The organism is Sphingomonas sp. MMS24-J13 (assembly GCF_044905095.1).
In the GTDB taxonomy this organism is placed as follows: Bacteria; Pseudomonadota; Alphaproteobacteria; order Sphingomonadales; family Sphingomonadaceae; genus Sphingomonas_I.
Window position 1 is genome coordinate 3,701,751 of sequence record NZ_CP173258.1, and the last position, 25,963, is coordinate 3,727,713.

The window sequence follows — 25,963 nt, forward strand, 5'->3', positions numbered from 1 at the left end:
GACTTTTGGGGACCCCTGTGATGCGCCTGCTTGCCCTGTTCGCCTTGCTGTTGCTCACGCCATTCCACGCCCTCGCGCAGAGCAAGCTCGACACGGCGCCACGCACCGCGATCATCTCGGCGTTCGAGCCCGAATGGATCGCGCTTGGCCGTACGGTCACGGGCAAGCAGGAATGGAGCGTCAACGGCGTCCGCTTCATCGCAGGCACGATGGCGGGCAAGCCGGTGCTCCTGTTCCTGAGCGGTGTCAGCATGGTCAATGCGGCGATGACGACCCAGCTCGCGCTCGATCGCTTCACGATCCGGCGGATCGTCTTTTCGGGTGTCGCCGGCGGAGTCGATCCGGGGCTCGATGTCGGCGATGTCGTCGTGCCCGATCGCTGGGGCCAATATCTGGAATCGGTCTTCGCGCGCGCCGACGGCAAGGGCTACGCCCCGACCGAAGGCCTGCTCGATCAACCGGCCTTCACCCCGCACGGCATGATCTATCCGCGGTCGGTGCTGGTCCGCCGTGACGGTACCCTGCAGCCCGAGCGCCGGTTCTGGTTCGACGCCGATCCGGGCCTGCTCGCCGTCGCCCGCAAGGTCGCGAGGACAACGGCGCTCGCGCGCTGCCGCGAAACGCTCTGTTTCGCCAGGCAGCCCAAGGTGGTGGTTGGCGGCAACGGCATATCCGGCCCGGTGTTCATGGATAATGCCGAATTTCGCCAATATGCCTTCGCCGCCTTCAAGGCGCAGGCGACGGACATGGAGACGGCGGCGGTGGCGCAGGTCGCTTACGCGAACAGCATTCCCTACATCGCCTTTCGCAGCCTCTCCGATCTGGCAGGCGGCGATCCCGGCAAGAATCAGGCGCACGCTTTCTACCGCATCGCCTCCGACAATTCGGCGGATGTGGTCACCCGCTTCATCGACGCGCTCGATCCCTGACTGACGGATTGTCAAACGCCGCCGGCCGCGCGATGGGCGACGGAGCGGAGGATTTGCGACCATGACTGTCGACGAACTGAAGAATGCGGCCGAACTTGCCGACAGCCTGTCGCGCTCCCGCCACAAGAAGGTCCGGCTGGTTCTCACCAGCGCCGGCATCCTGATCGACGGCGAACTGATCCGGGCCGACGACGTGGTGATCCAGCGCTATCGCGCCGAGCAGCCCTGGGGCGCGCTCGATGTCGCCTCACTCGAGACGCTGGTCCGCGATGTCGACAGCAAGCTCGTCTACGACTGGACCAATGCGGGGCCGGCCAAGGAGCCCTGAGCGGGAATGATGGTGCCGGCTACAGGGATCGAACCCGTGGCCCCCTGATTACAAATCAGGTGCTCTACCATCTGAGCTAAGCCGGCACGCATTCGCCCCATGCGTCAGGGGCGTGAAAAATGCTAGACGGTGAAGCTCTCGCCGCAGCCGCAACTGCCCTTGGCGTTGGGATTGTTGAAGACGAAGCCGGCGGTGAAGTCGTCTTCCTCCCACGCCATGGTCGAGCCGACCAGATAGAGGATCGAGCCGCCATCGACATAGAAGTCGCCGCCGGGGGTGACGATCTTCTCGTCGAACGGATCGACCTCGGTCACGTAATCGACCGAATAAGCGAGGCCCGAGCAGCCGCGGCGCGGGGTCGAGAGCTTGACCCCGACCGCACCCTCCGGCGCGCGCGCCATCAGATCGGCGATGCGCGCCTCGGCCGACGGCGTCAGGTTGAGCGCTGCGGGACGGATGCGGGTGGTGGTGGCCATTACAGCATCCCTAGTTCGAGCTTGGCTTCGTCGGACATCTTCTGCGGGTCCCACGGCGGATCCCAGACGAGATTGACCTCGGCGACGCCGACGCCGGGCACCGATCCGACGCGCAACTCCACCTCGCCCGGCATCGATTCCGCGACCGGGCAATGCGGGGTGGTCAGCGTCATCGTCACCGCGACGTGGCTGTTTTCGGACACCTCGACCCCGTAGATCAGGCCGAGATCGTAGATGTTGACCGGGATTTCGGGGTCGTAAATCTCCTTGAGCGCATCGATCACGCTCTCATAGAGATCGCCGCCGATTTCGCCCGTCGATGGCGCGGGCTGGGGCTTGAGGAAGCCGTCGAGATAATCGCGCGGACGCTCCTCGTTCGCTTCGACCGCATCCTCGACGCGCGCGCGCGGCGGCAAGGGCGGAGCCTCGCTCAGTTCCTCGATCTGGATTTCGCGCTCTTCACTCATCCGAAAATCCGCCTCACCCGCTCGATACCCTTCACCAAAGCCGCCACATCGGCCGGCCCGTTATAGACCCCGAAGCTCGCTCGCGCCGTCGCCGGTACGCCCAGCACCTCCATCAGGGGCTGCGCGCAATGGTGGCCGGCGCGGATCGCGACCTGGCCCTCATCCAATATGGTGCCGACATCGTGGGGATGCACCCCCTCGACCGCGAAGCTGACGATCCCGGCCGCATCCTCGGGTCCGAACAGGGTGACGCTGTTGAGATCGCGCAACGCATCGCGCGTCTGGCGGACGAGCGCGGTCTCGTGCGCGTGGATCGCGTCGAGCCCGATCGCATCGACATAATCGATCGCGGCATGCAGCCCGAGCGCGCCGACGATATGCGGCGTCCCCGCCTCGAAGCGCGTCGGCGGCGGGGCATAGGTGGTGCGCGCGAAGGTCACCCGATCGATCATCGATCCACCACCCTGATAAGGCGGCATCGCGTCGAGCAGTTCGGGCCGCGCCCACAGCACGCCGATCCCGGTCGGGCCGTACAATTTGTGGCCCGAGAAGACGTAGAAATCCGCGCCGAGCGCGGCCACGTCGACCGCGAGACGCGGGATCGCCTGACAGCCGTCGACGAGGAGTTTCGCGCCGACCGCGTGCGCCAGATCGGCCGCGCGCCGCACGTCGAGCACCGAGCCGAGCACGTTCGAGACATGCGCGAGCGCCACCAGTTTGTGCTGCGGCGTCAGCATCGCCTCGACTGCGTCGAGATCGATCTTGCCGTCGGCGGTGAGCGGGGCGACGTCGATCTCGATCGCCACCCGGTCGCGCAGCAGCTGCCACGGCACGATATTGCTATGATGCTCGAGCTGGCTGAGCAGGATGCGATCGCCGGGCTTGAGGAAGGTCACGCCCCAGCTTTGCGCGACGAGGTTGATCGCCTCGGTCGCGCCGCGGACATAGACGATCTCATTGGGCGATCCCGCGCCGATGAACTTCGCCACCCGCGCGCGCGCCGCCTCGTAAGCGAGCGTCATGTCGGCCGAGCGCTGATAGACCCCACGATGGACGGTGGCATAGGTCTCGCCGTAGGCGCGCGTGATGGCGTCGATCACCGGCTGCGGCTTCTGCGCAGTCGCGGCGGTGTCGAGATAGGCCCAGCCCTCCGGGATCGCCGGGAAATCGGTAACCAGATCGAGCGGGCGGGCGTCCAATATCGTGCTCATTTTTCGTCACCCTGAACGTGTTTCAGGGTCCACCAGGCGTGCCGCACTGACTTCGCCTGTGGCCCGGTGGATGCTGAAACAAGTTCAGCATGACGGGGAAGGACACTGCTCATGCGGCGCTCCCCAACCACGTCGCGGCCTCATCGAGGAAAACCTCGCGCACCGCCTCCTCGCCGATCCGCTCGAGCGCATCGGCGACGAAGGCGCGGGTCAGCAGAGCGCGCGCCTGTTCGGGCGGCACGCCGCGCTGGGCGAGGTAGAAGAGTGCCTGCGCGTCGAGCTCGCCCACCGTGGCGCCATGCGCGCACTTCACGTCATCGGCGAAGATTTCGAGCTCGGGCTTCAAATTCACGGTCGCGCTGCGTTTGAGCAACAGCCCGCGCAGCGATTGCTCGCCATCGGTGCGTTGCGCGTCGCGCGCGACCTCGACCCGCGCGGCGAGGCTCGCGGCGGCCTGGTCGTCGGCGACCGCGCGCCAGACCTGCCGGCTGGTGCCGCCGGGCGCGGCATGGCGCAGCACGACCGCCGCATCGTGGCGCTGCTTGCCGCGCGCGAGCAGGGTGCCGCCATGCTCGGCAAAGGCGCCTTCGCCGTCGAGGATGATCGCGGCGTCGAGCCGGCTGTCCGCCCGGCCGGCGCCGAGCAAGGTGGTGACCAGGCTCGCTCCCTCCGCGAGATGTGCCTCGTCGCGCAGCGAAACGAAGCCGCCGCGCTGGATCGCGCGGATCGCGCGCATCACCCGCGCACCTTGCGCGAGCGAGAGGATCGTCAGGCGGTTGGCCCAGCCCTCGCCGGCATAGGTTTCGACGAAGCTCGCCTGCGCGCCTTCGGCGAGCGCGATGCGCGCGGGCACATGGCTGGCGCCGCCGGTGCCGACATGGAGAATCTCGATCGTGCCGGTGGGCGCATGATCGCGACCGAGTTCGAGCGTCCAGCCGTCGCCGGTCACCAGGCTGCCGAGCGGATGATCGCTCTGCGCGCCGACCGGACCAATCGTGATCGGCCCCGGATCGCTCAGGCCCGCTTCGTAGCGCCCGTCGACGAACAGCAAGCGCGGTCCGCCGCAGCCGATCCACAGATCATGGACGTCGATCACGCCGCCGCGATGCCCGGCCTCGGCCAGCGCGGGGAGCGCGGACAGGTCCGACCAGCGCCAATCCTCCTGACGGGTGGTGGGGAGCGTGAGGGTCATAGATCCTCCCCGGCACGGGGAGGGGGACCGCCGGCGCAGCCGGTGGTGGAGGGGCGGTCCGGCTGGGCGCAGCGCAAGTGGCTCCGCCCCTCCACCACGCCGCTACGCGACGCGGTCCCCCTCCCCGTTCCGGGGAGGAGATTCATGCCGCCATCTCGCGATAGCCTTCGCGTTCCAGCTCCAGCGCCAGCTCGGGGCCGCCCGAGCGCACGATCCGGCCGCCGGCCAGCACATGGACGAAATCGGGCTGCACATAATCGAGCAGCCGCTGGTAATGCGTGATCAGCAGCACCGCTTTGTCGGGCTGGCGCATGATCGTGTTGATGCCGTTGCCGACCGCCTTGAGCGCATCGATGTCGAGCCCGCTGTCGGTTTCGTCGAGAATGGCGAGCTTGGGGGCGATGATCCCCATCTGCACCATCTCGGCGCGCTTCTTCTCGCCGCCCGAAAAGCCGACATTCACCGCGCGCTTGAGCATTTCGGGATCGAGCCCGAGCGCCGCCGCCTGCGCGCGCGCCAGCTTGATGAAATCGCCGCCCGACAAAGGCTCCTCGCCGCGCGCGCGGCGCTGCGCATTGAGCGCCTCGCGCAGGAATTGCAGGTTGGAGACGCCGGGAATCTCGACCGGATATTGGAAGCCCAGGAACAGGCCGGCGGCCGCGCGCTCGTGCGGCGCGAGTGCGAGCAGATCCTGGCCGTCGAACGTCACCGATCCTTCGGTCACTTCGTAGTTCGGGCGGCCCGACAGGACATAGCCGAGCGTCGACTTGCCCGCGCCGTTGGGGCCCATGATCGCATGGATCTCACCCGCGCCGATGCTGAGCGAGAGGCCCTTGAGGATCGGCTTGCCGTCGATTTCGGCATGGAGGTTTTCAATCGTCAACATTCAGGATCGTCCTGCTCGCCGGTTCGCCGCGAATTCGCGCAGGATACCGGGCTTGGTCTTGTCTATGCAGCTCTTCATATCGTCGCCGGCCGTGGCGCCATCCTTCAGGCAGCGCGCCGCCGTCGTGCACAGCTTCGCGTCGATCTTCGTATCGCCGCTCGACTGGTTCATTCCGCACGCGAGCTTGCCGTCGGCGCCGCGTGACAGCCACACCGAGGTCGACTCCAATCGATGCGCCATCACGGTGATCTCATCGGTCGGCACGTCGGGAGCGGAGGCCTGCGCCAGCATGATCAGCGCCGCGATCATCCGACGCTTCCCTCAAGGCTGATCCCCAGCAACTTCTGCGCCTCGACCGCAAACTCCATCGGCAGCTGCTGCAGCACCTCTTTCGCGAACCCATTGACGATCAAAGCCACCGCGGCCTCCTGATCGAGCCCGCGCTGCATCGCGTAGAAAAGCTGGTCGTCGCTGATCTTGCTGGTCGTCGCCTCATGCTCGATCTGCGCGCTGGGGTTGCGCACCTCGATATAGGGCACGGTGTGCGCACCGCATTCGGAGCCGAGCAGCAGCGAATCGCACTGCGTGTGGTTACGGACATTCTCGGCCGTCGGGCCGACCCGGACAAGGCCGCGATAGGTGTTGTCCGATTTGCCCGCCGAAATGCCCTTCGATACGATCGTCGATCGGCTGCCCTTGCCGAGATGGATCATCTTGGTGCCGGTATCGGCCTGCTGGCGATTGTTGGTGACCGCGACCGAATAAAATTCGCCGACGCTGTTCTCGCCCGCCAGCACGCAGCTCGGATATTTCCAGGTGATCGCGCTGCCCGTCTCGACCTGGGTCCAGCTCACCTTGCTGTTCTTGCCCTGGCAGAGCGCGCGCTTGGTGACGAAATTGTAGATGCCGCCCAGGCCATTGGCGTCGCCCGGATACCAGTTCTGCACGGTCGAATATTTGATCTCGGCATCGTCGAGCGCGACCAGTTCGACCACCGCGGCGTGAAGCTGGTTCTCGTCGCGCATCGGCGCGGTGCAGCCTTCGAGATAGGAGACGTAGGCGCCCTTGTCGGCGACGATCAAAGTCCGCTCGAACTGCCCGGTGTTGGCGGCATTGATGCGGAAATAGGTGCTGAGCTCCATCGGGCAGCGCACACCCTCGGGCACATAGACGAAGGTGCCGTCGGAGAAGACCGCCGCATTCAGGGCCGCGAAGTAATTGTCGTGGATCGGCACGACCTTGCCGAGCCATTTGCGCACCAGATCGGGAAATTCCTTCAGCGCCTCGCTGATCGAGCGGAAGATGACGCCGGCGCGCTCGAGTTCGGCGCGGAAGGTGGTCGCGACCGAGACGCTGTCGAACACCGCGTCCACCGCTACGCGGCGCTGCGGCGTCTCGCCCTCGACCCCGGCGAGCAGTTTCTGCTCCTCGATCGGGATGCCGAGCTTTTCATAGACGCGCAGGATCTCGGGATCGACCTCGTCGAGCGAGCCGAGCTTGGGCTTCTCCTTGGGCGCGGCGTAATAATAAGCGTCCTGATAATCGATCGGCGGGATATCGAGCTTGGCCCAATCGGGGCTCTCCATCGTCAGCCAGTGGCGATAGGCCTTGAGGCGATAGTCGAGCATCCACGCAGGCTCGCCCTTCTTGGCCGAGATGAAGCGGACCGTGTCCTCGCTCAGCCCCTTGGGGGCGAATTCCTGCTCGATGTCGCTGGTGAAGCCCCATTCATAGGTCTTCTCGGCGGCGGCATAGGCTTCGGCGTTCTTGGTCGCCATTACGAAAGCACCTCAATAACGTTCGTCTCGCGCACAATCGGCGCCGGCATGGCGAGCTGGGCGAGACTGACTCCGCCCAGCGCACCCTTGAGCGCGTCGTTGACGGCGCCCCAATGCGGTTTGACGCGGCAATCGGTTTCCAGCGCGCAATCGTGGCGGCCCTGTTCGACGCAGGCGGTCATCGCGATCGGTCCTTCGACCGCCTCGACGATATCGGCCAGGCTGATATTCTCAGGGCTGCGCGCCAGATGGAAGCCGCCACCCGTGCCGCGCGAGGAGACGATCAGCCCTGCCCCGGCCAGCCGCCCAACCAGCTTCTGCACGGTCGGCAGCGGCACGCCGGTCTGCTCGGCCAAACAGGTGGCGTTGAGCCGCGCCGATCCCGCCCGCGCGGCGGCGGCGAGCATCACGACGGCATAATCGGCAAGGTTGGACAGGCGCATCGTTCGCAATCGGACTGAATCAGTAGGATTGCCAAATGGGCGCGAAGTCGGGCGGGGTCAAGGCATTCGCTGCGGCCCGTCGCATACTCTGCACCGTCATTCCCGCGAAGGCGGGAATCCATAAGCTCCAGCCCTTGAGAACATAGAGTCCCGCCTTCGCGGAATGACGAAGAAAGGTGGGATGACGGAACCCCAAGACCGCGCCATAGCATCCCGATGCGCCTCTTCCCCCTGATCCGCCCGTTGCTCTTCGCCTTCGAGGCCGAACGCGCGCACCGGCTGACGATCGAAGCGCTCAAGGCATTGCCGACACGTACCCCGCAGCACGACCCGATTCTCGCCAACACTATCGCCGGTCTCGATTTCCCCTCGCCGGTCGGGCTCGCCGCCGGGGTCGACAAGGATGCCGAGGTCCCCGACGCCTTCCTCTCGCTCGGCTTCGGCTTCGTCGAGGTGGGCACGCTCACCCCGCTGCCGCAGGCGGGCAATCCGCGCCCGCGGCTGTTCCGGCTGGTCGAGGATCAGGCGGTGATCAACCGCATGGGCTTCAACAATGGCGGGCAGGCCGCCGCGCATGAGCGACTGGCCAAACGACGCCGGCTGGGGATCGTCGGGGTCAATGTCGGCGCCAACAAGGACGCCGCCGATCGGATCGCGGACTATGCGACCGGCATCTCCCGCATGCGTGACGTCGCGGATTATCTGACGATCAACATCTCGTCTCCCAACACGCCGGGCCTGCGCGCGCTGCAGGAGGCGGCGGCGCTCGACGCCTTGCTGGCGGCGGCAATGGCGGCGCGGGGCGAGGATGGGCCACCAATCTTCCTCAAGGTCGCGCCCGATCTGGCGGCGGCCGACGTGGACGCGATCGCACGCGTCGCGATCGACCGGAAAGTCGATGCGCTGATCGTCTCGAACACCACGATCTCGCGTCCGCCGCTGCGCAGCCAACATGCCGGCGAGAGCGGCGGGCTTTCGGGCGCGCCGCTCAAATCGCTGGCGCTCGAACGGCTGCGCGATTTCCGGCGCGCGACCGGCGGCCTGCTGCCGCTGATCGCCGCGGGCGGCATTGCGAGCGGCGCGGATGCCATTGCGCGCATCACGGCGGGGGCCAGTCTGGTCCAATTGTACAGCGCGATGGTTTTTTTCGGCCCCGGCCTGCCGCGGCGGATCGAATCCGAGCTTGCGGCGTTGCTGCGATCACATGGCCACCAGAGTATCCGTACGGCCATAGGCACGGATAAAGATTGATCGCTCGCCGCAACGGACGGGCGACTGCTCTGGAGAGGGCGCCATGAGGTCCAAGACGTTCGAAGTGCCCGGAGTCCTGGCCCTCCTCCTCCTGCTCGCCACCAATTACGGGCTGGGTTACGGACTCGGCATCAACCTTACCGGATCGGTGATCGGGGCTATCCTGCTGGCATTCATCGTGCCGTGCCTGACGATGATCGGCGTGGTGTTGATCGCGGCGAGCGGCACGGCGGGAAATCAGGCCCAATAAGCCTTCGGCGGCGGAACGCGTCTTGTCGGCGCGGCGATAGCCTCTATCGTGCAGTGCGATGAACGCGCGGCTCCTGTTCCCCCTCCTCGCCCTCCTGCTGCCGATCGAGGCAGCCTCCGCCAAAAGCCCGAAATCGGAACGACCGCCGCAAGGCATGGTCAGCGCCGCCGATCCGCGCGCGGCGGCGGCGGGCGCGGAAATATTGCGCGAGGGCGGCAGCGCCACCGATGCCGCGATCGCGATCATGGCGGCGCTCAACGTGGTCGAGCCGCTCCATTCGGGGCTCGGCGGTGGCGGCTTCATGGTCCACAGCGACGCCAAGGGGCATCTGACCACGTATGACGGGCGCGAGGCGGCCCCGGCAGCCGCGACGCCTTACTGGTTCTATGTCGATGGCAAGCCGCTCAGCCATGGCGCCGCAGTGCCGGGCGGGCGCAGCGTCGGCGTACCGGGCAATCTGCGGATGGAGGCGCTCGCGCACAAGGCGCATGGCCGCCTGCCCTGGGCCAGGCTGTTCCAGCCGGCGATCCGCCTCGCGCGCAATGGCTTTGCGATCACGCCCCGGCTTTACAATTTCCTCGGCAGCTATCGCCTGCCGGTCAACGACTGGGGCAGGGCCTATCTGTATGATGCCGCCGGCAAGGCCAAGCCGGTCGGCACGATCCTCAAGAATCCCGAACTCGCCGCGCAACTCGAGGCGATCGCCACCAAGGGGCCGGATTATTTCTACACCGGCGCGCAGGCCGAGAAGCTGGTCGCGACGGTCAACGGCGCCGCACGCAACCCGTCGAAGATGACGCTTGCCGATGTCGCCGCTTATCGCGCCAAGCCGCGCGATCCGGTGTGCGGCACCTATCGCATCTATCGCATCTGCGGGATGGGTCCGCCGTCTTCGGGCGGGGTGATCGTGCTGCAGATCCTGAAGCAGCTCGAACGCTTCGACATGGCGAAGCTGGGCAAGGATTCGCCGGTCGCCTGGCACCTCTTCGCCGAAAGCTCGCGGCTCGCCTACGCCGATCGCGATGCCTATCTCGCCGACCCCGATCATGTCGCCGTGCCGACCGCAGGCCTGATCGATCCGGCCTATATCAAGGCGCGCTCGGCCCTGATCTCGCCCACGAGCACGATGGCATCGGCACTGCCGGGCACGCCGGCTGGTGCGCCGGCCCGTCCGCGCGCGACCCCGGTCGACGAGCATGGCACCACCGATCTGGTCGTGGTCGATGCACGGGGCAATGTCGCCGAGGTGACCACGACGATCGAGTCGGTCGCGGGATCGGGCCTGTCGATCGACGGCGCCTTCCTCAACAACGAGCTCACCGATTTCGATATCGTGCCGGTGCAGGACGGCTATTTCACCGCCAACCGGGTCGAGGGCGGCAAACGCCCGCGCAGTTCGATGTCGCCGACGATCGTCTATGGGCCCAACGGCAAGGTGCGGATCGCGCTCGGCGCGGCCGGGGGATCGACGATCATCGCGCAGGTGGCCAAAGCGCTGGTCGGCGTGCTCGACTGGCATCTGAGCGCACAGGACGCGATCGCCCTCGGGCTGGTCTATGCGCCCGGCCCGGTCATCGCGGAGAAGGATACCCAGGCCGAGGCGATGGTGCCGGCGCTCGAAGCCCTGGGCCACAAGATGATCGTCGCGCCAATGGGGCTGAAGGCGAACGCGATCGAAATGGTCGGCGGCAGGCTCGACGGCGGCGCCGATCCGCGCAGCGAAGGCGTGGTGATGGACCAGAACGGCAGCGCCCATCCGATCACGCGCACGATCCGCAAGAACGCGCCTTCGGAGTAGGAGCCGAAAAAGGCCCGGTCCGGAACTTTCCCGCTCGCCCGAAGGTTTGCGCGCCGATATCCCAACAGGAGAACGGCCATGGCAGACATCGAAACGACGAATACGCCCGCGGGCGGCACGACCATCATCGAACGCAAGTCGAGCGGCGGCACCATCCTGATCGCGATCGTCCTTCTGATCGCGGTCGCGATCGGCGGCTTCTATCTGTTCAGCCGCCAGTCGTCGCAAAATGCCAAGGACGATGCGATCAGCGGCGCCGCGAAGAGCGTCAGCTCGGCCGCGGACAAGGTCGGCGACGCCGCATCGGGCCACTGATCCTGACTTAAAAATCCTCCCGGCACGGGGAGGGGGACCATTTCGAAGAAATGGTGGAGGGGGCCCACCTCACGCCAGGCGTTGGTTTCAAGGTGGGCCCCCTCCACCATTCGGCTTCGCCGAACGGTCCCCCTCCCCGTGCCGGGGAGGATTTTTGGCTACATGCTTCCCCCATCCCCCCTCGCTTGCTAGGGCGCGCGCAAACACCGCACTGCAGCAAGGGAAGCCGCCAATGACCGCCGTCGGCCACGACACGCTCGCCACCCGTACCACGCTCGACGTGAACGGCCGGAAGATTGCGTATTACAGTCTCGCCAAGGCGGCCGAGACTCTGGGCGACATTTCGCGCCTGCCTTTCTCGATGAAGGTCTTGCTCGAGAATCTGCTGCGCTTCGAGGATGGCAGCACGGTCACCGTCGACGACCTCAAGGCGATGGTGCAATGGCTCACCGATCGCACGTCCGAGCGCGAAATCCAGTATCGCCCGGCGCGCGTGCTGATGCAGGATTTCACCGGCGTGCCCTGCGTCGTCGATCTGGCGGCGATGCGCGACGCGATGGGTGCGCTCGGCGGCGACGCGCAGAAGATCAACCCGCTCGTGCCGGTCCATCTCGTCATCGATCACTCGGTGATGGTCGACGAGTTCGGCACGCCGCAGGCCGCCGCCAACAATGTCGAGATCGAATATGAGCGCAACATGGAACGCTACGAGTTCCTGCGCTGGGGCTCGAAGGCGCTCGACAATTTCAAAGTGGTGCCGCCGGGCACCGGCATCTGCCACCAGGTCAATCTCGAGCATATCGCGCAGACCGTGTGGGTGTCGAAGGACGCCGACGGCAACGAGGTCGCCTATCCCGACACCTGCGTCGGCACCGACAGCCACACGACGATGGTCAACGGCCTCGGCGTGCTCGGCTGGGGCGTCGGCGGGATCGAGGCCGAGGCGGCGATGCTCGGCCAGCCGGTCTCGATGCTGATCCCCGAAGTCGTCGGCTTCAAGCTCACCGGCACGCTCGGCGAGGGCATCACCGCCACCGATCTGGTGCTGACCGTCACCCAGATGCTGCGCCAGAAGGGCGTGGTCGGCCGCTTCGTCGAATTCTATGGCCCCGGCCTCGACGCGCTGAGCCTCGCCGACCGCGCGACCATCGCCAACATGGCGCCCGAATATGGCGCGACCTGCGGCTTCTTCCCGGTCGATACCGCGACACTCAACTATCTGCGCCTCACCGGGCGCGACGACGCCCAGATCGAACTGGTCGAGGCCTATACCAAGGCGCAGGGCTTCTGGCGCGATGCCAATGCCGCCGATCCGGTCTTCACCGATACGCTCGCGCTCGACATGGCGACCGTCCAGCCGAGCCTCGCCGGCCCCAAGCGCCCGCAGGACAAGGTGCTGCTCTCCAACGTCGACGACAATTTCAACAACGAGCTGGTCACCGGCTACAAGAAGACCGGTGATTCCGATCGGCGCGTCACGGTCGAGGGCGGCGCATTCGACGTCGGCCATGGCGACGTCGTGATCGCCGCGATCACGAGCTGCACCAACACCTCCAACCCGTCGGTGCTGGTCGCCGCCGGCCTCGTCGCCCGCAAGGCGCGTGCGCTCGGGCTCAAGCCCAAGCCGTGGGTCAAGACCAGCCTCGCACCCGGATCACAGGTCGTCACCGATTATCTCAACAAGGCCAAGCTCAGCGAAGACCTCGACGCGATGGGCTTCAACCTCGTCGGCTATGGCTGCACCACCTGCATCGGCAATTCGGGCCCGCTGCCCGCGCCGATCAGCAAGGCGATCAACGAGCATGATCTCGTCGCCGCCTCGGTGCTGTCGGGCAACCGCAACTTCGAAGGCCGCGTCTCGCCCGACGTGCGCGCCAACTTCCTCGCCTCGCCGCCGCTCGTGGTCGCCTATGCGCTCAAGGGCACGGTGCGCGACGACATCATCACCACCCCGATCGGCATCTCGTCCGAGGGCAAGCCGGTGATGCTCAAGGATATCTGGCCGACCAACCAGGAAATCTCCGACATGATCTCGTCGGTGATCGACAGCGAGATGTACCGCACCCGCTACGCCAACGTGTTCGAAGGCGATCGCAAGTGGCGCGGCATCACGATCGAGGGTTCGGATACATACACCTGGAACCCGGGCTCGACCTACGTCCAGAACCCGCCTTATTTCGAGGGCATCTCGATGACCCCGCCGCCGGTGAACGACATCATCGATGCCCGCCCGATGGCGATCCTGGGCAATTCGATCACGACCGACCACATTTCGCCGGCCGGCTCGATCAAGGCCGACAGCCCGGCGGGCCGCTATCTCAACGACCATCAGGTCACGCGCGCCAACTTCAACTCCTACGGCGCGCGCCGCGGCAATCATGAGGTGATGATGCGCGGCACCTTCGCCAACATCCGCATCCGCAACGAGATGGTGCCGGGCGTCGAAGGCGGCATGACCAAGTACATCCCGACCGGCGAGACGCTCGCGATCTACGACGCGGCCGAGAAGTACAAGGCCGACGGCACGCCGCTCGTCGTCATCGCCGGCAAGGAATATGGCACCGGATCGTCGCGCGACTGGGCCGCGAAGGGCACCACTTTGCTCGGCGTCCGCGCCGTGATCGCCGAGAGCTTCGAGCGTATCCACCGTTCGAACCTGGTCGGCATGGGCGTGCTGCCGCTGCAGTTCGCCGAAGGCACCGACCGCAAGACGCTCGGCCTCGACGGCACCGAATTGTTCACGATCGAGAATGTCGCGGGCCTGCGCCCGCGCCAGATGGTGACGGTGCACGTCACCCGCGCCGACGGATCGAAGTTCACCTTCGAGGCGCGCTGCCGCATCGATACGGTCAACGAGCTCGATTACTTCCTCAACGGCGGCATCCTGCCCTACGTGCTGCGCAAGCTGGCGGCGTAATTTCAAATCCTCCCCGGAACGGGGAGGGGAACCATCGCGCAGCGATGGTGGAGGGGGCCCACATCGAGGCAAGTGCTTCGGTTGAGGTGGGCCCCCTCCACCACGCCGCTACGCGTCGCGGTCCCCCTCCCCGTTCCGGGAGGATTTTGACTAGAGCAGCGAGCGTCAAATATGACCCGTTCGTCCCGAGCGAAGTCGAGGGACGTTCCGGGAGCAAGCGTGTCTCGACTTCGCTCGACACGAACGGACTGTTCGCGCCAGATTTAACGCTTCAGGCGCTAAAACTTCGCCCGCACGCCGCCGTAAAAGCTCCGCCCGAGGGTGCCGTAGCGGTAGGCCGTCTCGTAGGTCTCGTCGGTCAGATTCTCGACCCGGCCGAACAGCGCCAGCCCGTGGCCTACCGGCATCTCCGCGCGCAGATCGACTAAGGTGTAGCCGTCCAGCCGGATCGTATTGGCCGCATCCTCGAAACTGTGGCTCACCCGCGTGACCGCCGCCGTCGTCGCCAGCCCGAACGGCCAGGCATAGGTCGCGCTCGCATACGCCGTGTTGCGCGGGCGGCGGATCAGGTCGTTGCCGAAGGTCGCACCCGGCGAACGATCTTCCGCATCGGTCCAGGTGTAATTCGCATCGATCGTTACCGGCCCGAACTTTGCCGCCGCAGCAGCCTCGATCCCCTTCGCCAAAGCACGATCGACATTCTGATAATAGCCGAACGGCCGATCCGCGCGCGGGGGATCGAAGGCGAATTCGACGAGGTTGCGCGTCCGCCGATCGAACCACGTCGCGGACAGCGTGAGATGGCCATCCAATAGTCCCTGCTCGATCCCGGCATCCCAGCCATGCGCCTGTTCGGGCCGGAGATCGCGATTCCCGTATTCGCTGAACAATTGATAGAGGGTCGGCGCCTTGAAGCCCTCGCTATAGGTGGCGCGCAGCCGCGTCTGGCCGATCGTCCAGACGCCGCCGCCGGAGAACAGGGTCTTGCCGCCGAAGGTCTGGTGATCGTCGTGGCGAAGCCCGCCGGTCAGGGTCAGCCCCTCGACGACGGTGCCGACGATCTGCCCATAGACGCTGTCGATCGACACCGATCCGTCGTCGGGCACGGTCTGGAACTGGGGCGAGATGGCGCGGAAGCGCGAATGCTCGTGCTCGGCGCCGAACGTCGCATCCCAGCCCTGCGCGATCGCCAGGGTGCCCTGATATTCGATATGCTCGTTGCGTCCGTGCCCATCGAACGTTCTGGTCGATCCCACCTGCGAGGGATCGTAATTGTCGCGATCGATCTGGTCGCGCGTGTAGGCGATGCGATTGCGCAGCCGCCCGTCGAACAAAGCGACGTTCACCCCCGCATAACCGGTCCAGTTGGTCGACAGGCTGTAATCGGGCGTATCGGGCGGGCCGAAGCTCGAATCGAGATCGACCCGGCCGTGACTCCAATAGCCGCGCAGATCGATCGCGATATCGGGCGTGAGGCGCGCCTCCAGCCGGCCGCTGCCGCCGACATGCCGATAGCCGTCGCGCTCCTGCCCGCCGAAGGCCGGCGCGATCGCGGAGATGCCGTCGGTGCGCATCGCATTGCCGGCGATGCGCCAGGTGATCGCATCGCTCGTTCCACCGATGGCGGCGCGCCCGCTTGCAAGCCCACGCGATCCACCCTCGGCCTCGGCCGATCCGGCGAGCGGACTGGTCGGCACGTCGGTGACGATATTGACCACGCCGCCGATCGCCTGGCTGCCCCAGAGCGTCGACTGCGGCCCGCGCAATATTTCGATCCGATCGGCATCGCCGACGAACAGATCGCCGAAGTCGTAGCCGCCGCCGGGCGAGGAAGGGTCGTTCAATTTGACCCCGTCGATCACGACCACGGTCTGGTCGCTCTCGGCGCCGCGGATGCGCACGCCGGTGGTGGTGCCATAGCCGCCGGTCCGCGACATCGTGACGCCCGGCGTGCGGGCGATCAGATCCGATACCGTCAGCGCCTGCGACGCCTCGATCGCGGCATGATCGAGCACCGTGATCGACGATGCGACGCGATCGAGCGCCAGCGGCGTGCGCAAGGCGGTCACGATGATCGTGGTATCGGGCGCTGGTGCCTCCTGCGCGAGCGCAGGCGCCGCGAGCGCGGTCGTCAGAAGCAGGTAAAGTCGTGCGGGCATGATTCATCCTTCGCAAGTTGACGTCATTGCCATCTCGCGAAGGAAACCTTCGACCGCGCGGCGCACCCTGGCCGATCGGTGGACAGCCGCGACGGGCAGGTCTCCTGGCTCGCGGGTCATCGCGCACGTGCCGCCTTCTCGGGGTGCGAACCCCAATGGCATGATGGCACGTGCGCTCACCGCTCACAGTTGCAGGGGCAGCGCGGGATTTGGGGCATTTGCAGATCGCCCCTTCACCCGCTTCCCTTTTCATCCCCGTCTCCGGGGAACCTGTCGCGAGGCTTCGTTAGGACAGGGCCGCGGTCGGTTCAATCACGCGCGCAGAGACCGAAGCACGTGACAAGGCTTGCCCGGCTGTGACACAGAGACGGCCAGGGCAGGCCCAAACGACCCGCCATCGGCAGGAGCAGGATCATCGCGCGCTTATCGACCGCCGCCACGAACGACGAAGCTTCCGCCGAACCGATCCGGACGACGGTGATAGGCGCGGCGGGCTGAGCGACATGGGATCATCGCAGACCAGGGGGACCGCGCTCTACACGCTGGGCTTCCTCACGCTCATCTCGACCTTCAACTATCTCGATCGCTCGCTGCTCGGCATGGCGCTGCCGCTGATCAAGAGCGAAATGCACGTGTCGGACACGACTTTGGGCCTCGTCACCGGCTTCGCCTTCGTCTTCTTCTATTCGCTGCTGGGCGTGCCGATCGCCTGGGCGGCCGATCGCTACAGCCGGCGCAACATCATCGCCGCCGGCTTCGCCTTGTGGAGCCTGATGACCGCGGCGAGCGGCTTCTGTTCGAACATCTGGCAGATCGCCTTGACGCGCCTGCTGATGGGCGCGGGCGAGGCCGCCGGCCCGGCGCCGTCCAATGCGATGATATCGGATCTGTTCACGCCCGCACGGCGGCCGCTGGCGCTGTCGATCTACTGGCTGGCTTTCTCGATCGGCAGCCTGTTCCTCGTCCCCCTGCTCGGCTGGGTGGCGCAGCATCATGGCTGGCGCGCGATGTTCATCGCCGGCGGCATCCCCGGCGTGCTGCTCGCTCTGGTCTTCCTGCTGACCGTGCGCGAGCCGGCGCGCGGCGGCACCGAGGCGAAAGCGTTGCCCACGGCCAAGGCGGGCATGCTCGAATCGATCGCCTATCTGCTGCGCTCACCCTCCTATCTGATGATGGGCGGCTGCGCGGCCTGCATGGGCGCCAACCTCTATGCCGCCGGCACCTGGTCGACCACGTTCCTGATGCGCGTGCACCATATGTCGATCGGCGAGGTCGCCGCGACCACCGGGCCGATCCGCGGCATCGTCAGCCTGATCGGCATCTTCGGCGGCGGGCTGCTGATCGATCGGCTGGGGCGGCGCAACCTCAACTGGCGGCTGTGGGTCCCCGCCATCGCCTGCCTGCTGGCGGCGCCGACCGAGATGATGTTCCTGCTCGGCGACAGCAAGCTCGTATGGATGACCGGCTTCGGGCTGAGTTCGGCGTTCGTGCTGATGCACCAGGCGCCCGTCTTCGCGCTCGGCATGGCGGTGGCGCCGGTGCGGATGCGCGCAATGGCGAGCGCGATCTTCCTGTTCTGCTCGGCGATGATCGGCCAGGCGCTGGGGCCGTTGCTGGTCGGCTGGCTCAACGACATCCTCGCCGCCAGCTATGGCGAACAGGCGATCCGCTATTCGCTGCTGATCAATGTCGTGACCGCGATCATCGGTGGAATCCTGCTCCTGCTCGCGCGCCGCTGGCTGACGAACGACATCGCGCGGACCGAGCGGGGTGACGCGCACGGTTGACGGGAGAGCTCTCCTTGTAGCAGGGAGCGCGACGGACATGCGGGTATAGCTCAATGGTAGAGCGGTAGCCTTCCAAGCTTCATACGCGGGTTCGATTCCCGCTACCCGCTCCATTCGCCACTGGGCGCATGCCGCTCCACTCTAATCCGCGAGCATTTACGGCGATTTCTGGTGGCAATCAGACACTCCGCGTCACTGGATGCTAAGGTTTTTGGCTGGGGTCGTATGCTTCGTTTCCGACAAACCCCATCGGCCCTGAATGGGCCTTACGCAGCGCGGCGAGAAGGCAGTCAACCTTCTCGTATTTTGCGGATCGAGAGGGGCGAAGGTGGATTTCCCCGCCCTTGCTTACGAGCCACTGCCGGGGGGTGTGGCATTTCGCCGAGATCGCATCCAGCTGGGGTTGGCTCAGGGCGTTTGGGGCCATCCCGCCGGCGGCAAGTACGATTAGCAACATGCCCAAGGTGCTTTCTCCCACGGACGAATAGGTTGGCATTCACCAGCAATGTCCGCAAGTGGGGCGGCAGCGGTCATCCCGGCGAAATCGCACCGGATTGGCTTGGGTTGGTGGTGAGCGGACGCTTGCAGGAAGAGGGCACCTCGTTTCAGAGGGTCGTTCCATAGCGATTTGGCAATGGATCACTCGGGCCGGCAAGCAACACGATCAACCAGACCGTGGAAATGATGTAAAATAGATTGCTCAAGAATATTGAGAAGAAAACTGCCATATCAGGTTGAGAGCCGATCCCGATTGATGCAAACAACCTAGGCATTTGAACCGTCGAGTAGACAACGAACGGAATTGGCATCAATCCCCAGAAGCCTGACTTGCCCCGATCGTGTAAGCGACGAACTACGGCCGCAGCATAGAGTGTGATCGCCAAGCCAAATGTGACTGCTAGGAAGCGCAGCATCGAACCTGCTGGCATGAACTCGGGATGCGGCCCTTGGATTGAAATTGAGTACTGACCCGGCCCGCTGGTGACAGTTGCCTGATCGGGATGCTGCGCGGCAAACTGCTGCATCTCGTGCAAAGATCAACTCATCATCGGGCCGAAGATGGTAGCTCCGGCCACCATGATAATGATGAGAGCGACAGCGGCATAGGGCCAAAAGCTTGCGCGGTCTTCTCGCCCGCCGAAATCGAAAAGCTTCTTAAAATGCTCAAAAAGCGAAACGCTAGCTGGCATGCCCGATCCCCGGCTCCTCGAAGGGTTATTGCCGTCAGCCGTTCGATGGTCAACCCAACGTCCGCTAGTGGGGCGTTAGCCGTCATCCGAGAATGCGCTGCCTTGAACGCCGAATGCGGTGATCTCACGACCATCATTGCCAGCGCTCGCCGCATAGTCGAGTAGACCGACAGCGTCGCAGACGAGCGGCCTTCCATCGGCCCATGAAAGCCGCAGCTTGTTCGTATTTGGAAGCTCGCGCCCATCTAAAACCGTGGCGTGGTCATTCGGAATGTAAACTTCGTTGGGTCGAAATATTCCGAACGCGATTGCCATTCCTGCATCCCAGCCGGTGAAAGCCACCGCACCAATGACGGTAGCTCCAACCTCGACGATAAACGGCTTCGCTGGTGGCATGGAGCAAACATATCGATCTCGTGAACGTCCGCAATCGGGATCATTGCAACCGGGCCGGAAGGGCATAGTCTGAGGCGGTTGCTGACAGGCTGCTATCACGGCCGCAAGCGGGCCGGCAACTTTCGGGCGGCTGGCGAGTCCGAGCGGCGCATGCAACGGCGATAAATGGGTGGTTAGGCGACGGTCAGCTTTGGGGCGCGTTGCCGCTAGAAGCAGACCTGCCATTCCATCGGCGGCCTATGACGAGTAGCACTATAGGCGTGATGTAAACCCACGCGGCCAATACGGCCCAGACCCCTATGCCTTCCGGCGTGCTGTTAGAGCCGAACTCTGGCCAAAGCGGTGGCTCCAGAAGCAAAAAGGCAAAAATTATGAACGGCGCAGCCGTTACTATCCAAGCGGCCGCAGCGAGGCGGAACAGCCAAATCCGGATTTGCGAAGGCCCATTAATCATGAGCAGAGAATGTCCGCTATGAGCATTGCAGTCCAGCACCTTAAGCGTCCGCAACTGTGGCGATAGCGGCCCCTCGGCATGGCGGGGCAGCGGGCAGTGAGAACGGCAGGAACGACTTTTCGTGGAGTAGCCCGATCAGTCCGGCCAACCACCGAACTACGCTAACGCCGATTCCATTTACCCGCTCAAACAATAGCGCGAAGCATGTATGTTAATGGATGAGGGGTCTACCCGCTACAGTCTCATACCATCGGCTGGTTTCGTTGGCGAAACAGTTTGCGCTGGACCAGGGCTGTGCGCGCGATCATCCTGCACTCCATTCCGCGACGCATATGCGCGCTGCCAGCCGGGGGGCGATGACGATGAGTGTGGAGCAATCGACTGTCCGCAAGGGATGGACGGCAGCCGGCCTTGCCGTGGCGTTGTTCGGCATTCCCGCCGTCACGCTCGCCTATCGGCTCCTGATCGGGGAAACGGCGAACACCGGGCAGCTTCTGCTGCGCGAGGGCGCGATCTTCGCAATGCTCGGGTTGCTGCTTCTGATCATCCGGCGTGGCGAAAGGCTGCCTTTCTCGTCGATCGGGCTGCACGCGAGCGGCTTCGGGCGATCATTGCTGTGGGGCCTGCTCGCATTCCTGTTGCTCGGCCTCGCCACGGCGCTCGCGCTCGGCCTGCTCCACGTGTTCGGGCTGCATTATGGCGGCGGCCATGCAGCGTTCGTCCCGCCCTTGTGGGCCACCTGTCTGGTCGTCCTGCGCGCTGGGATCGTCGAGGAGGTCTGCTATCGGGGCTATGCGATCGAGCGGCTCCAGGCGCTCACCGGCAGCCGCTGGATCGCCGGCCTGGTTTCCCTCATTGCGTTTGCATCGTTCCATTATCGGCAAGGCATTGCCGGCATCCTCGTCGCCCTGATCCTCGGCGCGGTATTGACCGGCTTCTATCTCTGGCGGCGAAATCTGGCGGCGAACATGACCGGCCACTTCCTGATCGATTTCGTACCCAACGTCGTGCTGCCGGCGATTGGCGGATGACGCCCGAACGCCCGTGACAGAACAGCCGGGATCGGCATAATACGGGCGAGCGATCGGCAAAATGCCGGCACTTTGGCGATGGGAGATGGAGATGGCCTTGGGATTGGTACGCGCGCTCGGACGGCGCATTCCGCTTGCCGGCGCGGCACTTGCCATGAGCCTGATTGCAGCGGCGCCCGCCCTCGCGCAGGGCGCCTGCACCAAGGCCGATCTCACCGCCGCCACCGACGGCTATCTCAAGGCGCAGACCAGCGGCGACGCGACCGGCATGCCGCTCGGCGGCTGGGTCCATTATAACGAGCAGGGCGACGAGGCGAGCATGCTCACCGGCACCTTCTCCAAGCCGATGAAGATCGATTTCCACCGCAGCATCTTCGATCTGCAATCGTGCCAGTCCTTCACCGAAGTGGTCGTCACCGATCCGGCGCATCCTTATGTGCTCGGCACGATCCTCACCTTGCGCGGCGGCGCGGTGAACAATATCGACATGATCGTCACCGACAAAGGCGACTGGCTGTTCAACGCCGCCAACACGCTCAAATATTCGAAGGCGGAGAATTGGGGCGAGATCCCCGCGGCCGATCGCGACAGCCGCGCGACCTTGCTCGCCGCTGCCAACGCCTATCTCGATTCGTTCAGCGACAAGACCAAGGTGGTGCCGTGGGGGAGCCCATGCGCGCGGCTGGAGGGCGGGCTCTATACCGCCAAGGGCGCGCCGGGCGTCGCGGCGCCTGAGGATACGTGCAATGTCGGTGTACCGAGCAACATCAAGCTCACCGACCGCTCCTACGTCGTCGACGAGTCGCTCGGCGCGGTGGCGGTGCTGCTGACCTTCGGCCCGAGCGCGCTGCCCGATATCCACACCTTCCGCATCGAGAAGGGCAAGATCCGCTACGTCCACACGATCACGGTGTGCAAGGTCGACAATTGCGGGTTCAAGCTGCCACCCGAACTGCAGAAATAGGACTCACAATCCTCCCCGACACGGGGAGGATTTCAGGTCGCGCTCGCTTCCTCTAGGGCGCTTCCCATGACCCAAGCCCTCGCCATCTACGACATGGACCGGACGGTCACGCGGACCGGCACCTACACGCCCTTCCTCCTTCACGCGGCGAAGGCGCTCGCGCCATGGCGGCTGGCGTTCGCCCCTGTCGTCCCGTTCGTGATGGCGGCTTACGCGGCGAAGCTGATCGACCGGCGGCGCCTCAAGGAGATCAACCAGCGGCTGCTGATCGGCGGTCGCATCCCGCGCCGGAAGCTGGCGCCGGTGACCGAGGATTTCGCCGATCTGATCCTCAAGACCAACATCCATCCCGGTGCGCTTCGCCAGATCGCCGAGGACAAGGCGGCCGGACGCCGGCTCATCCTGGCGACGGCCTCCTACCGTTTCTACGTCGAGCCGATCGCGCGGCGACTGGGCTTCGACGATGTGATCGCCACCGGCAGCGTCGCCGGGCTGGACGACATCATCCATGCGCGCATCGACGGCGAGAACAATTACGGTCCGGCCAAGCTGCGGCTGATCGAGGCGTGGCTGAAGGCCGAGCAGATCGATCGCGCGGCCGTCCATATCCGTTTCTATTCGGACCATGCTTCCGATGCGCCGGTTCTGGAGTGGGCCGATGAGCCGTTCGCGGTGAATCCCAGCGCGGGGCTCAAGCGGCTCGCCGCGCAGCGCGGCTGGCGCGTGGTCGACTGGGGCTTCTGACGGAAAGACGCCCCGCCGCCGGAAGGCGACAGGGCGAGGCGGACCGTACGGCAGTGGAGAGAACGCCGGTCGCGGCTGCCAATCGCGTGTGAGGACTGTAGCGTACATGAACGATCGTTACGAAAGCGGCTTTATCTGTGGCTCAGGCAGCTCACTGTGGCATATCCGCAACATATTCGTCTTCGGAATGATCGTCGCCGACGTCGCTATCACGTAGAAAGGCGCGGCACCCGCTCTCGGCGGGGCTTCCGCGCCAGCGGCGGCAGTCGCGGCGATCCTCGATCCCATTCTGCTCGGCCCAGCGATAGCCCGTCGCAAAGGCGTCGTCCGAGCCAGCCTGGCCCTGATCGTCCGCATCCGCCGGAGCGGGATCGCGCCAGCGGGGCTGCACCGGCGCCGCATCGGCATATCGCGTCGGCATCGCGCTATCCTGCGATACCGGCGTCGGGTTGCTTGCCGGCATCGCGGGTAAAGGCGGCGTATAATAGGCAGGCTCGGCTATGCCGGAGGCCGACGGATCCTGTGCGATCGCAGCGGCAGCGGCGCGAGGCCGTGTCGGCGTTCCGGCCGGGGCCAGCGGCGTGGTCGGCGGCAACATCATGACCACGACGCCGACGAAAGCGAGCGCCCCGACACCGATCCGAATCTCGCGTGTCATGTCCATGACGCGCTTAACGCAGAGCAGGCCTCGCAGTGCCCTCGCGGATCGTCTATTCGCGCTGACTCACGTTCCCGTTCCCTTTCAGTCGAGCTTTACGATCATGCGTCGAGGCCAGCGCCCTTCCGTTGCACCGTCCAACCGCCCCCGTATCTGGGGCCGGCATCCCGTCACCGCCGCGCTCGCCAATCCGGAGCGGACGATCCGCCGCGTGTGGGGAACCCGCGAGGCGCTCGCCGCCTTCGGTGGCTTTCCGGCGCATATTCCGGTGACCTTCGCCGAGGTGACCGATCTCGGCCGGCTGGTGCCGAACGACGCGCCGCACCAGGGCATCGTCATCGAAGTCGATCCGCTGCCCGACATGTGGCTGGGCGATCTGCTGGAGAAGGACGCGGATGCGAGCCGTCCGCTCGTCATCCTCGATCAGGTGACCGATCCGCACAATGTCGGCGCGATCCTGCGCTCGTGTGCGGCGTTCGACGCGATCGGCCTGATCACGCAGGATCGCCATGCGCCGCCCGAATCGGGCACGATCGCGCGCGCCGCATCGGGCGCTCTGGAGATCGTGCCGTGGGTGCGCGTGGTGAATCTCGCCCGCGCGCTCGACGAGATCGCCGAGGCCGGCTTCTGGCGCGTCGGCCTGACCGGCGCGGTCGAGCTGAAGCTCGCCGACGCCATCAGCGGTACCGCGCGGATCGCTCTGGTGCTCGGTGCCGAGGGCGAGGGCATGCGCCAGAATACCGAGGCGCATTGCGACCAGCTCGCCAAACTGCCGATCAGCCCGAAGGTCGAGAGCCTCAACGTCTCGAACGCCGCCGCCATCGCGCTGTACGCGGTAGCGACGCGGTAGGCTTCCTCAGGATTTGCCCCGTTCGTCCCGAGCGAAGTCGAGGGACGTTGCGCAACGTGTCTCGACTTCGCTCGACACGAACGGCCGTCGTCGCCCGGATCAATCCTCGGCGGCGATCTTCACCTTCAGCCCGTCGAGCGAAGCGTCGAACGGGAGCTGGCAGGACAGGCGCGAATATTCGTTGCGGTCGTCCGAGCTGTCGAGCAGGTCGTTCTCGTCCTCGCCCATCGGCGGCAGCTGGCCGATGAAGGCCGGATCGACATGGACGTGGCAGGTCGCGCAGCTGCAGCAGCCGCCGCACAAGGCCAGCAATTCGTCGATGCCGGCGTCGCGGATCACTTCCATGACCGACAGGCCGGATTCGCCCTCGATCTCGCGCTCCTCGCCTTCGCGGGTGACGACGATCAGCTTGGGCATTATCGGTAACCTTTCGGAGAGATGGAAACGGGGCCTCTATGTCGCGCCCGCTCCGCCGACGCAACCGGAGCGATACGAATGGGCCTGACCGCCGATCAATTGAGGACGAGTCTCGACGCGCTTGTGGCCATCGAGCCCGCTTTCGCCGCTGGGATCGCCCGCCACGGCTACCCCGAACCGCGGATCCGTGCGCGCGGCCACGCCACCTTGCTGCGCACGATCATCGGCCAGCAGGTGAGCGTGCAGGCCGCCAGCGCGATCTGGGCGCGGATGGAGGCTGCGGTCGGGCCCGGGCTCGATCCGGCCGCGCTGGCCGCGGCGCCGGACGAATTGCTGCGGAGCGCGGGCCTGTCGCGGCAGAAGAGTTCGTACGTGAAGAGCCTGGCCGAACTGGTGGCGAGCGGCGCGATCGATTTCGATGCGCTGCCGGCCGGCGACGAGGAAGCGATCGCCGAACTGACCCGCATCAAGGGGATCGGGCGCTGGTCGGCGGAGATCTACCTCCTGTTCGCGGAGGGGCGCGGCGACATCTGGCCGGCGGGCGATCTGGCGGTGCAGGAAGAGGTGGGCCAATTGCTGGGCCACACCGAGCGGCCGTCGGAGAAACTGGTGCGCCAGCTCGCCGAACCATGGAGCCCGCATCGCGGCGCGGCGGCCGTGTTTACGTGGCATCACTACGGAAAGAGGATCGCGGCCGGAAAGGCGGAGAAGATGCCGCTGTAGAAGCTCCCCGGGCAGGCCCGGGGAGGAGATGGGTCAATGATGCCCCTGATCGGCCAGTTGCGCCTCGGCCTCGGCATCGTAGCCCGACGAGGGCGCCGGATCCTTGCCCTTGCCCGGCTGGGTGTTCGACGGTGCGTCCGAGGTCGGGAAGCTTTCGTCGAGCGCGACGTCGAGCTTCGCATCCTCGTCGCTCGGGTCGCGCTTCAGCTCTTTCACATCCTCCGCGTCGATCGCGGTGCGAACTTCGGGCGGCTCGGGCGTCACGGCCTTGTCGTTGGTCTGCGCGTCCATCGGATGATCTCCTTGAGGTTCGCTTATAACGCGCCGGCAATGATGCCCGTTCCGGCTT

At 65.6% G+C, this 25,963-nt stretch carries 28 protein-coding genes, 2 tRNA genes and 1 riboswitch; of the genes, 14 read left to right on the forward strand and 16 right to left on the reverse strand.

Features of this window, described 5'->3' with window-relative positions; genetic code table 11:
* The first annotated feature begins 20 nt into the window (after positions 1-20).
* Together AB4Z44_RS16890 and AB4Z44_RS16895 are read left to right on the forward strand one after the other, a co-directional pair.
* The gene (locus tag AB4Z44_RS16890) at positions 21-929 is read left to right on the forward strand and encodes a 5'-methylthioadenosine/S-adenosylhomocysteine nucleosidase (protein ID WP_404710847.1); all 909 of its coding nucleotides are present in this window, start codon (positions 21-23) and stop codon (positions 927-929) included.
* A gap of 61 nt (positions 930-990) precedes the next feature.
* Complete coding sequence (locus AB4Z44_RS16895) at positions 991-1,257, forward strand: hypothetical protein (RefSeq protein WP_404710848.1); 267 nt, start codon at positions 991-993, stop codon at positions 1,255-1,257.
* Between the two features lie 10 nt (positions 1,258-1,267).
* Here the strand turns inward: AB4Z44_RS16895 and AB4Z44_RS16900 are convergent.
* The 9 genes from AB4Z44_RS16900 to AB4Z44_RS16940 form a co-directional block, all read right to left on the reverse strand.
* Positions 1,268-1,343 (reverse strand) — tRNA-Thr (locus AB4Z44_RS16900).
* A 36-nt stretch (positions 1,344-1,379) separates the two neighbouring features.
* Positions 1,380-1,733 carry a HesB/IscA family protein gene (locus tag AB4Z44_RS16905; RefSeq protein WP_404710849.1) on the reverse strand — a complete coding sequence of 118 codons (354 nt, stop codon included), beginning with the start codon at positions 1,731-1,733 and terminating at the stop codon, positions 1,380-1,382.
* Positions 1,733-2,200, reverse strand: coding sequence for an SUF system Fe-S cluster assembly protein (locus AB4Z44_RS16910; protein WP_404710850.1), 468 nt, complete (start codon positions 2,198-2,200; stop codon positions 1,733-1,735). Before AB4Z44_RS16910 ends, AB4Z44_RS16905 begins: the two co-directional genes overlap by 1 nt.
* Positions 2,197-3,411: a cysteine desulfurase gene (locus tag AB4Z44_RS16915; RefSeq protein ID WP_404710851.1), complete on the reverse strand. Its 1,215-nt coding sequence runs from the start codon at positions 3,409-3,411 to the stop codon at positions 2,197-2,199. Before AB4Z44_RS16915 ends, AB4Z44_RS16910 begins: the two co-directional genes overlap by 4 nt.
* A gap of 109 nt (positions 3,412-3,520) precedes the next feature.
* A complete protein-coding gene (locus AB4Z44_RS16920) occupies positions 3,521-4,603 on the reverse strand; it encodes a SufB/SufD family protein (protein ID WP_404710852.1) in 1,083 nt (360 codons plus the stop codon).
* A 142-nt stretch (positions 4,604-4,745) separates the two neighbouring features.
* Positions 4,746-5,489: a Fe-S cluster assembly ATPase SufC gene (gene sufC / locus AB4Z44_RS16925; RefSeq protein ID WP_404710853.1), complete on the reverse strand. Its 744-nt coding sequence runs from the start codon at positions 5,487-5,489 to the stop codon at positions 4,746-4,748.
* Entirely contained in the window at positions 5,490-5,798 is a 309-nt protein-coding gene (locus AB4Z44_RS16930) for a hypothetical protein (protein WP_404710854.1), read from the reverse strand.
* Positions 5,795-7,267: a Fe-S cluster assembly protein SufB gene (sufB, locus tag AB4Z44_RS16935; RefSeq protein WP_404710855.1), complete on the reverse strand. Its 1,473-nt coding sequence runs from the start codon at positions 7,265-7,267 to the stop codon at positions 5,795-5,797. The genes AB4Z44_RS16930 and sufB overlap by 4 nt, the downstream gene beginning before the upstream one ends.
* Positions 7,267-7,710: an SUF system Fe-S cluster assembly regulator gene (locus AB4Z44_RS16940; RefSeq protein WP_404710856.1), complete on the reverse strand. Its 444-nt coding sequence runs from the start codon at positions 7,708-7,710 to the stop codon at positions 7,267-7,269. Before AB4Z44_RS16940 ends, sufB begins: the two co-directional genes overlap by 1 nt.
* A gap of 216 nt (positions 7,711-7,926) precedes the next feature.
* Here AB4Z44_RS16940 and AB4Z44_RS16945 point away from each other — a divergent pair, with 216 nt between their 5' ends.
* The 5 genes from AB4Z44_RS16945 to acnA all read left to right on the forward strand — a co-directional run bounded on the left by AB4Z44_RS16945 (position 7,927) and on the right by acnA (position 14,241).
* Complete coding sequence (locus AB4Z44_RS16945; RefSeq protein ID WP_404710857.1) at positions 7,927-8,961, forward strand: quinone-dependent dihydroorotate dehydrogenase; 1,035 nt, start codon at positions 7,927-7,929, stop codon at positions 8,959-8,961.
* 43 nt (positions 8,962-9,004) lie between these two features.
* Positions 9,005-9,211: a hypothetical protein gene (locus AB4Z44_RS16950; protein WP_404710858.1), complete on the forward strand. Its 207-nt coding sequence runs from the start codon at positions 9,005-9,007 to the stop codon at positions 9,209-9,211.
* 58 nt (positions 9,212-9,269) lie between these two features.
* Entirely contained in the window at positions 9,270-11,009 is a 1,740-nt protein-coding gene (ggt, locus tag AB4Z44_RS16955) for a gamma-glutamyltransferase (protein WP_404710859.1), read from the forward strand.
* A gap of 78 nt (positions 11,010-11,087) precedes the next feature.
* Positions 11,088-11,324, forward strand: a complete 237-nt coding sequence (locus AB4Z44_RS16960) for a hypothetical protein (RefSeq protein ID WP_404710860.1) — start codon at positions 11,088-11,090, stop codon at positions 11,322-11,324.
* 232 nt (positions 11,325-11,556) lie between these two features.
* Positions 11,557-14,241, forward strand: coding sequence for an aconitate hydratase AcnA (gene acnA / locus AB4Z44_RS16965; protein ID WP_404710861.1), 2,685 nt, complete (start codon positions 11,557-11,559; stop codon positions 14,239-14,241).
* A gap of 278 nt (positions 14,242-14,519) precedes the next feature.
* Here acnA and AB4Z44_RS16970 read toward each other — a convergent pair whose 3' ends face one another.
* Positions 14,520-16,400 (reverse strand): TonB-dependent receptor plug domain-containing protein, encoded by a 1,881-nt coding sequence (locus AB4Z44_RS16970; RefSeq protein WP_404710862.1) that lies wholly within the window; start codon positions 16,398-16,400, stop codon positions 14,520-14,522.
* Positions 16,401-16,476: 76 nt separating this feature from the next.
* A riboswitch (cobalamin riboswitch) is annotated at positions 16,477-16,689 on the reverse strand.
* Positions 16,690-16,903: 214 nt separating this feature from the next.
* On the opposite strand from AB4Z44_RS16970, the gene AB4Z44_RS16975 reads away from it, so the two are divergent.
* Both AB4Z44_RS16975 and AB4Z44_RS16980 read left to right on the forward strand, forming a co-directional pair.
* Entirely contained in the window at positions 16,904-18,187 is a 1,284-nt protein-coding gene (locus AB4Z44_RS16975; protein ID WP_404710863.1) for a spinster family MFS transporter, read from the forward strand.
* A 39-nt stretch (positions 18,188-18,226) separates the two neighbouring features.
* Positions 18,227-18,300, forward strand: a tRNA-Gly gene (locus AB4Z44_RS16980).
* 492 nt (positions 18,301-18,792) lie between these two features.
* Here AB4Z44_RS16980 and AB4Z44_RS16985 read toward each other — a convergent pair.
* The 3 genes from AB4Z44_RS16985 to AB4Z44_RS16995 form a co-directional block, all read right to left on the reverse strand.
* Positions 18,793-19,212, reverse strand: a complete 420-nt coding sequence (locus AB4Z44_RS16985; protein ID WP_404714261.1) for a DUF805 domain-containing protein — start codon at positions 19,210-19,212, stop codon at positions 18,793-18,795.
* A 12-nt stretch (positions 19,213-19,224) separates the two neighbouring features.
* On the reverse strand, positions 19,225-19,377 hold the full coding sequence (locus tag AB4Z44_RS16990; RefSeq protein ID WP_404710864.1) for a hypothetical protein: 153 nt from the start codon (positions 19,375-19,377) through the stop codon (positions 19,225-19,227).
* Between the two features lie 75 nt (positions 19,378-19,452).
* The gene (locus AB4Z44_RS16995) at positions 19,453-19,773 is read right to left on the reverse strand and encodes a hypothetical protein (RefSeq protein WP_404710865.1); all 321 of its coding nucleotides are present in this window, start codon (positions 19,771-19,773) and stop codon (positions 19,453-19,455) included.
* A gap of 816 nt (positions 19,774-20,589) precedes the next feature.
* Here AB4Z44_RS16995 and AB4Z44_RS17000 point away from each other — a divergent pair.
* The 3 genes from AB4Z44_RS17000 (at position 20,590) to AB4Z44_RS17010 (ending at position 22,966) form a co-directional block, all read left to right on the forward strand.
* Positions 20,590-21,258, forward strand: a complete 669-nt coding sequence (locus tag AB4Z44_RS17000) for a CPBP family intramembrane glutamic endopeptidase (protein ID WP_404710866.1) — start codon at positions 20,590-20,592, stop codon at positions 21,256-21,258.
* Positions 21,259-21,349: 91 nt separating this feature from the next.
* A complete protein-coding gene (locus tag AB4Z44_RS17005; protein WP_404710867.1) occupies positions 21,350-22,222 on the forward strand; it encodes a hypothetical protein in 873 nt (290 codons plus the stop codon).
* Between the two features lie 66 nt (positions 22,223-22,288).
* Positions 22,289-22,966, forward strand: coding sequence for an HAD family hydrolase (locus AB4Z44_RS17010; RefSeq protein WP_404710868.1), 678 nt, complete (start codon positions 22,289-22,291; stop codon positions 22,964-22,966).
* A 151-nt stretch (positions 22,967-23,117) separates the two neighbouring features.
* Here the strand turns inward: AB4Z44_RS17010 and AB4Z44_RS17015 are convergent, their stop codons facing one another.
* The gene (locus AB4Z44_RS17015) at positions 23,118-23,624 is read right to left on the reverse strand and encodes a hypothetical protein (RefSeq protein WP_404710869.1); all 507 of its coding nucleotides are present in this window, start codon (positions 23,622-23,624) and stop codon (positions 23,118-23,120) included.
* Between the two features lie 103 nt (positions 23,625-23,727).
* Here AB4Z44_RS17015 and rlmB point away from each other — a divergent pair, with 103 nt between their 5' ends.
* Positions 23,728-24,474: a 23S rRNA (guanosine(2251)-2'-O)-methyltransferase RlmB gene (gene rlmB, locus AB4Z44_RS17020; RefSeq protein ID WP_404710870.1), complete on the forward strand. Its 747-nt coding sequence runs from the start codon at positions 23,728-23,730 to the stop codon at positions 24,472-24,474.
* Positions 24,475-24,573: 99 nt separating this feature from the next.
* On the opposite strand, the gene AB4Z44_RS17025 is transcribed toward rlmB, so the two are convergent.
* Entirely contained in the window at positions 24,574-24,891 is a 318-nt protein-coding gene (locus AB4Z44_RS17025) for a 2Fe-2S iron-sulfur cluster-binding protein (protein ID WP_404710871.1), read from the reverse strand.
* A 78-nt stretch (positions 24,892-24,969) separates the two neighbouring features.
* Between AB4Z44_RS17025 and AB4Z44_RS17030 the strand changes: the two genes are divergently transcribed.
* Positions 24,970-25,614: a DNA-3-methyladenine glycosylase family protein gene (locus tag AB4Z44_RS17030; RefSeq protein ID WP_404710872.1), complete on the forward strand. Its 645-nt coding sequence runs from the start codon at positions 24,970-24,972 to the stop codon at positions 25,612-25,614.
* Positions 25,615-25,647: 33 nt separating this feature from the next.
* On the opposite strand, the gene AB4Z44_RS17035 is transcribed toward AB4Z44_RS17030, so the two are convergent.
* Positions 25,648-25,905: a hypothetical protein gene (locus tag AB4Z44_RS17035; protein WP_404710873.1), complete on the reverse strand. Its 258-nt coding sequence runs from the start codon at positions 25,903-25,905 to the stop codon at positions 25,648-25,650.
* Positions 25,906-25,963: the final 58 nt, after the last annotated feature.

What these genes read in the sequence shown, in the direction of transcription:
- sufC (WP_404710853.1), bottom strand. Translation starts at nt 5,489, where the DNA reads ATGTTGACGATTGAAAACCTCCATGCCGAAATCGACGGCAAGCCGATC.
- AB4Z44_RS17010 (WP_404710868.1), top strand. Translation starts at nt 22,289, where the DNA reads ATGACCCAAGCCCTCGCCATCTACGACATGGACCGGACGGTCACGCGG.
- AB4Z44_RS16990 (WP_404710864.1), bottom strand. Translation starts at nt 19,377, where the DNA reads ATGCCAGCTAGCGTTTCGCTTTTTGAGCATTTTAAGAAGCTTTTCGAT.
- AB4Z44_RS16995 (WP_404710865.1), bottom strand. Translation starts at nt 19,773, where the DNA reads ATGCCACCAGCGAAGCCGTTTATCGTCGAGGTTGGAGCTACCGTCATT.
- sufB (WP_404710855.1), bottom strand. Translation starts at nt 7,267, where the DNA reads ATGGCGACCAAGAACGCCGAAGCCTATGCCGCCGCCGAGAAGACCTAT.
- AB4Z44_RS16940 (WP_404710856.1), bottom strand. Translation starts at nt 7,710, where the DNA reads ATGCGCCTGTCCAACCTTGCCGATTATGCCGTCGTGATGCTCGCCGCC.
- acnA (WP_404710861.1), top strand. Translation starts at nt 11,557, where the DNA reads ATGACCGCCGTCGGCCACGACACGCTCGCCACCCGTACCACGCTCGAC.
- rlmB (WP_404710870.1), top strand. Translation starts at nt 23,728, where the DNA reads ATGCGTCGAGGCCAGCGCCCTTCCGTTGCACCGTCCAACCGCCCCCGT.
- AB4Z44_RS16970 (WP_404710862.1), bottom strand. Translation starts at nt 16,400, where the DNA reads ATGCCCGCACGACTTTACCTGCTTCTGACGACCGCGCTCGCGGCGCCT.
- AB4Z44_RS16945 (WP_404710857.1), top strand. Translation starts at nt 7,927, where the DNA reads ATGCGCCTCTTCCCCCTGATCCGCCCGTTGCTCTTCGCCTTCGAGGCC.
- AB4Z44_RS16985 (WP_404714261.1), bottom strand. Translation starts at nt 19,212, where the DNA reads ATGCAGCAGTTTGCCGCGCAGCATCCCGATCAGGCAACTGTCACCAGC.
- AB4Z44_RS16905 (WP_404710849.1), bottom strand. Translation starts at nt 1,733, where the DNA reads ATGGCCACCACCACCCGCATCCGTCCCGCAGCGCTCAACCTGACGCCG.
- AB4Z44_RS16975 (WP_404710863.1), top strand. Translation starts at nt 16,904, where the DNA reads ATGGGATCATCGCAGACCAGGGGGACCGCGCTCTACACGCTGGGCTTC.
- AB4Z44_RS16915 (WP_404710851.1), bottom strand. Translation starts at nt 3,411, where the DNA reads ATGAGCACGATATTGGACGCCCGCCCGCTCGATCTGGTTACCGATTTC.
- AB4Z44_RS17000 (WP_404710866.1), top strand. Translation starts at nt 20,590, where the DNA reads ATGAGTGTGGAGCAATCGACTGTCCGCAAGGGATGGACGGCAGCCGGC.
- AB4Z44_RS17030 (WP_404710872.1), top strand. Translation starts at nt 24,970, where the DNA reads ATGGGCCTGACCGCCGATCAATTGAGGACGAGTCTCGACGCGCTTGTG.
- AB4Z44_RS16920 (WP_404710852.1), bottom strand. Translation starts at nt 4,603, where the DNA reads ATGACCCTCACGCTCCCCACCACCCGTCAGGAGGATTGGCGCTGGTCG.
- AB4Z44_RS16960 (WP_404710860.1), top strand. Translation starts at nt 11,088, where the DNA reads ATGGCAGACATCGAAACGACGAATACGCCCGCGGGCGGCACGACCATC.
- AB4Z44_RS16910 (WP_404710850.1), bottom strand. Translation starts at nt 2,200, where the DNA reads ATGAGTGAAGAGCGCGAAATCCAGATCGAGGAACTGAGCGAGGCTCCG.
- AB4Z44_RS17005 (WP_404710867.1), top strand. Translation starts at nt 21,350, where the DNA reads ATGGCCTTGGGATTGGTACGCGCGCTCGGACGGCGCATTCCGCTTGCC.
- AB4Z44_RS17025 (WP_404710871.1), bottom strand. Translation starts at nt 24,891, where the DNA reads ATGCCCAAGCTGATCGTCGTCACCCGCGAAGGCGAGGAGCGCGAGATC.
- AB4Z44_RS16950 (WP_404710858.1), top strand. Translation starts at nt 9,005, where the DNA reads ATGAGGTCCAAGACGTTCGAAGTGCCCGGAGTCCTGGCCCTCCTCCTC.
- AB4Z44_RS16890 (WP_404710847.1), top strand. Translation starts at nt 21, where the DNA reads ATGCGCCTGCTTGCCCTGTTCGCCTTGCTGTTGCTCACGCCATTCCAC.
- ggt (WP_404710859.1), top strand. Translation starts at nt 9,270, where the DNA reads ATGAACGCGCGGCTCCTGTTCCCCCTCCTCGCCCTCCTGCTGCCGATC.
- AB4Z44_RS17015 (WP_404710869.1), bottom strand. Translation starts at nt 23,624, where the DNA reads ATGACACGCGAGATTCGGATCGGTGTCGGGGCGCTCGCTTTCGTCGGC.
- AB4Z44_RS16930 (WP_404710854.1), bottom strand. Translation starts at nt 5,798, where the DNA reads ATGATCGCGGCGCTGATCATGCTGGCGCAGGCCTCCGCTCCCGACGTG.
- AB4Z44_RS16895 (WP_404710848.1), top strand. Translation starts at nt 991, where the DNA reads ATGACTGTCGACGAACTGAAGAATGCGGCCGAACTTGCCGACAGCCTG.
- AB4Z44_RS17035 (WP_404710873.1), bottom strand. Translation starts at nt 25,905, where the DNA reads ATGGACGCGCAGACCAACGACAAGGCCGTGACGCCCGAGCCGCCCGAA.